This is a genomic window from Baaleninema simplex PCC 7105, from assembly GCF_000332355.1.
Classification (GTDB): domain Bacteria; phylum Cyanobacteriota; class Cyanobacteriia; order Cyanobacteriales; family Geitlerinemataceae; genus Baaleninema; species Baaleninema simplex.
On sequence record NZ_KB235959.1, the window covers coordinates 668,115 to 674,139 of the forward strand.

Here is a 6,025-nt window from a genome sequence, read left to right on the forward strand (position 1 = left end):
GGAAGACCCGAACGTTTTAACCGCCACGACTCCCAAGAAGTCTCAAGTTTTCTAAGGACTTGCTGAAGAACCTGAGCGTTGACCGTCTTGAGCTGAGAAAATTCAGTCTTGGCAGCGGTCAAACGCTTAGCCTGAACGTGGTAGTTCGGGAAGGGTGCATCTGCTGGCAAGATAAATTCCTGCCGAATCGAGCACGCATTCACGGGCGACTTGCGGGAATTTAGCCAGTCTTTACGTTCCCGCAGAGCAAAATTCCAGACATGGCGGCACACATCAAGAATGTGTTCGATCTCTGAAACCTGCTTCGCAGTTGGCTCTAGCTTAAATTCCCACGTCATGTTTAGCATATCTAAACTGTAGCAAATCTTTTGTAGGTTACTCCCCTCGGTCGCGCTTCGCTACACCACCAGCCAAGCTTTCAGCTATGGCTGGAGTACTGCGAAGAATCTGGATAGAAAATTTTGAGTCTAAAACCCCGCCGCCTTCGACTTGGCTCACTTCGACAAGCTCACTTCGACAAGCTCAGTGCAAGCAGTGCAAGCAGTGCGAGCAGGGCAAGCCTTCTAGGGCGGCTTTACAGCACAATGGGCGTAAATGGTTAAACTGGCTAACGAAACCCAAGTTAGTAAGTTTGCCTAAAACTCCAATTGATACTCCATCCTTTCCCGATAAGCTAGGTTTCAAGAAGCCTTCACCACATCCCCCCTTCGCCCCCTATCCCCCCTTCGCACCCCTTTGAAAGGGGGGTTGGGGGGATGGTTGGGGGGATGGTTGGGGGGATAGAGGGACTTGTCGGGTTGGGCAAAACCAGTATTTTAAATTCCGATTCCATTTGAATCCTTGCCACAAAAGGATTGTGATTGACCGGCATCAGTTTAGATAGAGTGCAGCACTACCCCCACCCCGAACGCCGAACCGCAGTGCGTCCTCGACATGGCGTTGAAGGCATTGAATCGCAGCCAATCCGAAGGCGGCGATCGCGTAGTTTTACAGGCGTGTTACGATTTGGGGTCGAAGCTCCAAGGCGGTGAAGCGATCGCTAAGCGATCGCGATCGCTCGTCTCGAGAGATCGACAGTCGGGGAGGGCGTCTAGCACAGCCGAAAGACCGTTCGTCGAGTCGGGAGCCAGTCGGACAGGATGCCACACGCACGACCCCGAGCCTCTGCGATCGGAGTAGGTCGCTCGAACCGAGGAGGATGTCAAATTATTGATTTATGATGTCTGGTAGGGGCTTGCCTGCCGCAACGACCCGAACTCACCCACGGCGATCGTTCGACTCCTCAATAACACCCAGTTGAGTCGAACGCCGTCGGAAGTGTGTACTACGATCGAAGTGCGGTCAGGTCGCGTCGTCCGAAGCAAAAAATGCTTTTGGGGTTGTCCCAACGAGCGCAGTTTAGCGACAGCGGTTTAGCGACGGTCGCCACGTTTTCTTTGTATGTTTTCCCATGCCCAACGGCGAAAATTCCCCCGTATCGTCCACTATTTCCCCCGACGCAATGAGTAGTTCTTCTTCCCAGGTGTCGAAAGGCAATATTTTGATCGTTGACGATACGCCAGCCAATCTCGAACTGCTCAATACAATTCTGACCCGAGCGGGATACGACGTGTGTGTCGCGGTGGATGGGACGACTGGGTTAGAAGGCGCCCGTTACGGACAACCGGATTTAATTCTCCTCGACATTATGATGCCGGGCATGAACGGTTACGACGTCTGCCGCCACCTCAAAAAAGACGACACCACCCGTCATATTCCGGTCATTTTTATTAGCGCTCTCGATGACGCCCTCGATAAAGTTCGCGCGTTTACAGTCGGGGGAACCGACTACATTTCTAAACCGTTTCAGTTTAAAGAAGTGTTGGCGCGAGTTCAAAATCAACTGACGATTCGCGACTTACAACAACAACTGCGCGATCGCAACGCCCGACTCCAGCAAGAAATTCACGATCGCACCGTCGCCGAGGCCGAAGTCCGACAGCTCAACGAACAACTCGAACAGCGCGTGGCGCAGCGCACCGCCGAACTCGAATCGGCCAACCGCAAACTCGAACGGGAAATTCTCGAACGCAAGCGGGCCCAAGAACAACTGATGTACATGGCGTTGCACGACGCCCTAACGGGATTGCCCAACCGGGTGCTGCTGATGGAGCAGCTCGACAAAGCGCTGGAACTGACCCGAACTTCCCCCACTTATAAATTTGCCGTCTTGTTTATCGACTGCGATCGCTTCAAAGTCGTCAACGATTCCCTGGGCCATCTCGCTGGCGATCGCCTGTTGAGCTTGATTTCCCACCGCCTCGAGTTGTGCTTGCGTCCCGTCGATACCCTGTTTCGCCTCGGGGGAGACGAATTCACCATCCTCCTCGACAACATCGACAGTATCGATGACGCCATCGCTACCGCCGAAACAATTCAAGCGCAACTGATGTCTCCGTTTCACGTCGACGGTCACGAAGTCTTTATCGGTGCTAGCATCGGTATCGTCTTGGGAACCGCCGCCTACGAACGTTCCGAACACGTGTTGCGAGACGCCGACGCCGCCATGTACTGCGCCAAGGACTTGGGAAAAGGCCGCTATCGCGTTTTCGATACGGGAATGCACGTCCGCGCCGTTAACTTTTTACAATTGGAAACCGACTTGCGCCGCGCCCTCGAACGGGAAGAGTTTCGGGTTCACTACCAACCGATCGTAGACCTACGCAGCGGTAAAATTGCCGGGTTTGAAGCTCTGGTGCGCTGGCTCCATCCCGAACGGGGATTAGTTTCGCCAGTGCGGTTCATTCCGGCGGCGGAAGAAACCGGACTCATCGTTCCCATTGGGGCTTGGGTGTTGCGACAAGCCTGCTCTCAACTGCACGAGTGGCACCAACGGTTCCCCCACGCGCGACATTTGACGATCGCCGTGAATATTTCGGTCAAACAGTTCGCCCAAACCGATCTCCTCGAACAGATCGATCTCATTCTCGAGGAAACGAAACTCAACGGAAAATTTTTAAAATTAGAAATCACCGAAAGTACCATCGTCGGCAATTACAAAGCGGCTAAAGCGATCCTCGAAGAACTCCGCAACCGTCGCATTCAACTGAGTATCGACGATTTCGGAACGGGCTATTCTTCTCTCTCTCACCTGCACCGCCTTCCCGTGGATATGCTCAAGATCGATCGCTCCTTTGTCGATCCCATCGACGACGACAGCGACGAACGAGAAATCGTTCAGGCGATCGTGACCCTAGCCCACAGTTTGAATATGACAGTGATCGCCGAAGGGGTCGAAACCGCCGTTCACGTGGCTCAGTTGAGAACCCTCGGTTGTGAGTTCGGACAGGGGTATTATTTTTCCAAGCCCCTCGATTGTGAGGGTTGCACGGAAACGATCGCCAACAATCCGCAATGGTAAACTTACGGGGTTGCGAACCGATCGCGCAAGTCACTTTAACGCAACTTTGACATCCTCCCCGACCCGCTTCGCTGAGGTCGGGGATTCCCAAACCGTTCGGCTGACGCTCACGGCGAAGCCTCACGATTTAGGTTTCTGTTTCCTTCCCTTACGGGTTTTTCGCAACTGCCCTCTAGACTCGTGTCCTTTGGGTCTTATGTCCGCTCCACAGACTGACACGGCGTGTCCCGCCGCCAAAAGGTTCTTCGCGGCGTTGAGGTCTCGGTCGTGGTGCGTCCCACATTCAGGACAAGTCCACTCTCTAACGCTCAACGGCAACGATTCGACGATATGTCCACAGTGTCCACATCGTTTACTACTCGGAAACCACTTGTCTACCTTGACGAGAGTTCTGCCATACCACTGACATTTGTAGTCCAGTTGGTTAACGAACTCGCCCCAAGCACAATCCGAGATGTGTCGGGCAAGTTTGGGGTTCTTCACCATGTTCTTGACCGACAAGTCCTCGACCACAATCGTTTGGTTCTCACGAACGAGTCGAGTACTCAGTTTGTGCAGGTAGTCTGTCCGAGAATCGGTAATCTTGGCGTAAATCTTCGCCACTTTCCGACACGCTTTCTCTCGATTCTTCGAGCCTTTCATCTTACGAGAAAGGGCTTTCTGGGCGCGTCGCAAGCGTTTGTAGTGTTTGTTAAAATGTCGAGGATTGGTAATCTTCTCGCCATCAGAGGTGACGGCCAAAGAGTTAATCCCCACATCGACGCCGATGGATTTCTCGGTTGTGGGAAGAGGCTTAACGGTGTCGTCTTCGACCAACAACGAAACGTGCCAGCGTCCCGAGGGGTCGAAACGGATGGTAACAGTCGAAGGTTCGGCTCCTTTGGGAAGCTGACGGCTCCACCGGATGTTGAGGGGTTCGCTAGATTTAGCAATCCACAACTGTCCGTCTTTCCAACGAAAGGCAGAACGAGTCAACTCCGCACTGCCACCATTCCGTTTCTTTTTAAACTTGGGATATTTGGCACGTTTGGCGAAGAAATTGGCGAACGCTTTTTGAAGGTGTCGCAATCCCTGTTGGAGGGGAACGCAGCTCACGTCATTGAGAAACTGCAACTCCTCTTCCTGTTTCCATTGCGTCAACATCGACGAGGTTTGAGCGTATCCAATCCGTTCTTGTCGTTCGTACCAAGCCTCGGTTCGGGCAGCCAAGGCTTTGTTGTAAACCAGACGAACGCAACCGAGCGTCCGATGCAGGAGGTGTTCCTGTTCGGGGGTCGGGTAGAAACGGTATCGGAACGCTCTGAGTACCATGCCTCACATATTAACATTTTAACTGTAAACCCACCAGTGGAGGCGCGTCGTTCCTCCCCGATTCGGCTATCGCCTGAAATCGGGGTCTCCCGACGCGATTTTCGATGACTAAACACGTCACCATCTTAGGAACAGGGGCCTGGGGAACCGCACTCGGCCATCTCGCCAATTACGGCGACAACCGCGTGACCTTTTGGTCCCGTCGCGGCGAACTGAGTCTCGAAGCGGCGATCGCCAACGCCGACGTTCTCGTCTCGGCCATTTCGATGAAAGGGGTGGCCGAAACGGCTGAAAAAGTTCGCCAAATCGGACTTCCCAGCCATACGATTATCGTCACGGCCACCAAAGGACTCGACGCCGCCACCACCCGCACCCCCTCGCAAATTTGGCAAGAAACCTTTCCCAACCGTCCCGTCGTCGTCCTGTCGGGGCCGAATTTATCGAAAGAAATCGACGCGGGACTTCCGGCGGCCACCATCGCCGCCAGTCGCGATCTCTACGCCGCCGAAACGATTCAAACGGTGTTTTCGTCGGACATTTTTCGGGTGTATACCAATACCGACCCCATCGGCACCGAACTCGGCGGAACCTTAAAAAACGTCATGGCGATCGCCTCTGGGGTGTGCGACGGCTTGAATTTGGGAATTAACGCCAAATCTGCACTGTTAACGCGAGCGTTAATTGAAATCGTGCGCGTTGGAACGACGATGGGAGCGGATGTCGAGACGTTTTGGGGACTGTCGGGGTTGGGAGATCTTCTCGCCACTTGTAACAGTAATCTCAGTCGGAACTATCGCGTCGGTTACGGTTTGGCTCAGGGAAAATCTTTAGAAGGGGTTCTCGAAGAAATTCAAAGTACCGCCGAAGGGGTAAATACGACGAACGTTCTTATCGATTTGGCACGAAAACAAGAGGTTGAGGTACCGATTTCTTATCAAGTCTATCGCCTGCTCAACGGTCAAATTTCGGCTGAAGAAGCAGTGGCGGCGTTGATGGAACGGGATCTCAAGCAGGAAGTGGTGACGCCGGAAGAGTAGGGAATTGGGAGGGTTAAAAAAACCGGCGATCGCTTTGATAGACTACGGCGATCGCTCGGTTTTTTAATTTTTCTGAGTTCGCTAACGTGGCGAGTTCGACTCGAAATTTCCCAGGTTCCCACGTAATTCATAGGGAATCCGAATCTCAACGCTTCGACTTGGCTCGCTTCGACTTGGCTCGCTTCGACTTGGCTCGCTTCGACTTGGCTCAGCGTTGAGTCCGAGCGGAGTCGAGGACTCAAATACTGGTTTTGCCTAATCTGACAAGTCCCTCTAT

5 protein-coding genes and 1 pseudogene are annotated in these 6,025 nt (G+C 53.3%); 3 read left to right on the forward strand and 3 right to left on the reverse strand.

What is annotated here, in order from left to right; all coding sequences use genetic code 11:
• Positions 1-347, reverse strand: a 347-nt coding sequence (locus GEI7105_RS0122930; protein WP_017662744.1) for a helix-turn-helix domain-containing protein, incomplete at its 3' end; no start/stop codon positions are given.
• Between the two features lie 586 nt (positions 348-933).
• On the opposite strand from GEI7105_RS0122930, the gene GEI7105_RS37785 reads away from it, so the two are divergent.
• Positions 934-1,179, forward strand: a complete 246-nt coding sequence (locus GEI7105_RS37785; RefSeq protein ID WP_144053995.1) for a hypothetical protein — start codon at positions 934-936, stop codon at positions 1,177-1,179.
• A 322-nt stretch (positions 1,180-1,501) separates the two neighbouring features.
• On the forward strand, positions 1,502-3,400 hold the full coding sequence (locus GEI7105_RS0122945; RefSeq protein ID WP_026097893.1) for a two-component system response regulator: 1,899 nt from the start codon (positions 1,502-1,504) through the stop codon (positions 3,398-3,400).
• Positions 3,401-3,520: 120 nt separating this feature from the next.
• On the opposite strand, the gene GEI7105_RS0122950 is transcribed toward GEI7105_RS0122945, so the two are convergent.
• Complete coding sequence (locus tag GEI7105_RS0122950) at positions 3,521-4,711, reverse strand: RNA-guided endonuclease InsQ/TnpB family protein (protein ID WP_017662748.1); 1,191 nt, start codon at positions 4,709-4,711, stop codon at positions 3,521-3,523.
• Between the two features lie 104 nt (positions 4,712-4,815).
• On the opposite strand from GEI7105_RS0122950, the gene GEI7105_RS0122955 reads away from it, so the two are divergent.
• A complete protein-coding gene (locus GEI7105_RS0122955) occupies positions 4,816-5,748 on the forward strand; it encodes an NAD(P)H-dependent glycerol-3-phosphate dehydrogenase (protein ID WP_017662749.1) in 933 nt (310 codons plus the stop codon).
• On the opposite strand, the pseudogene GEI7105_RS36285 reads toward GEI7105_RS0122955, so the two are convergent.
• Positions 5,670-6,025: pseudogene (locus GEI7105_RS36285) on the reverse strand (hypothetical protein); the annotation flags it as partial. The gene GEI7105_RS0122955 and the pseudogene GEI7105_RS36285 sit on opposite strands and share 79 nt — an antisense overlap.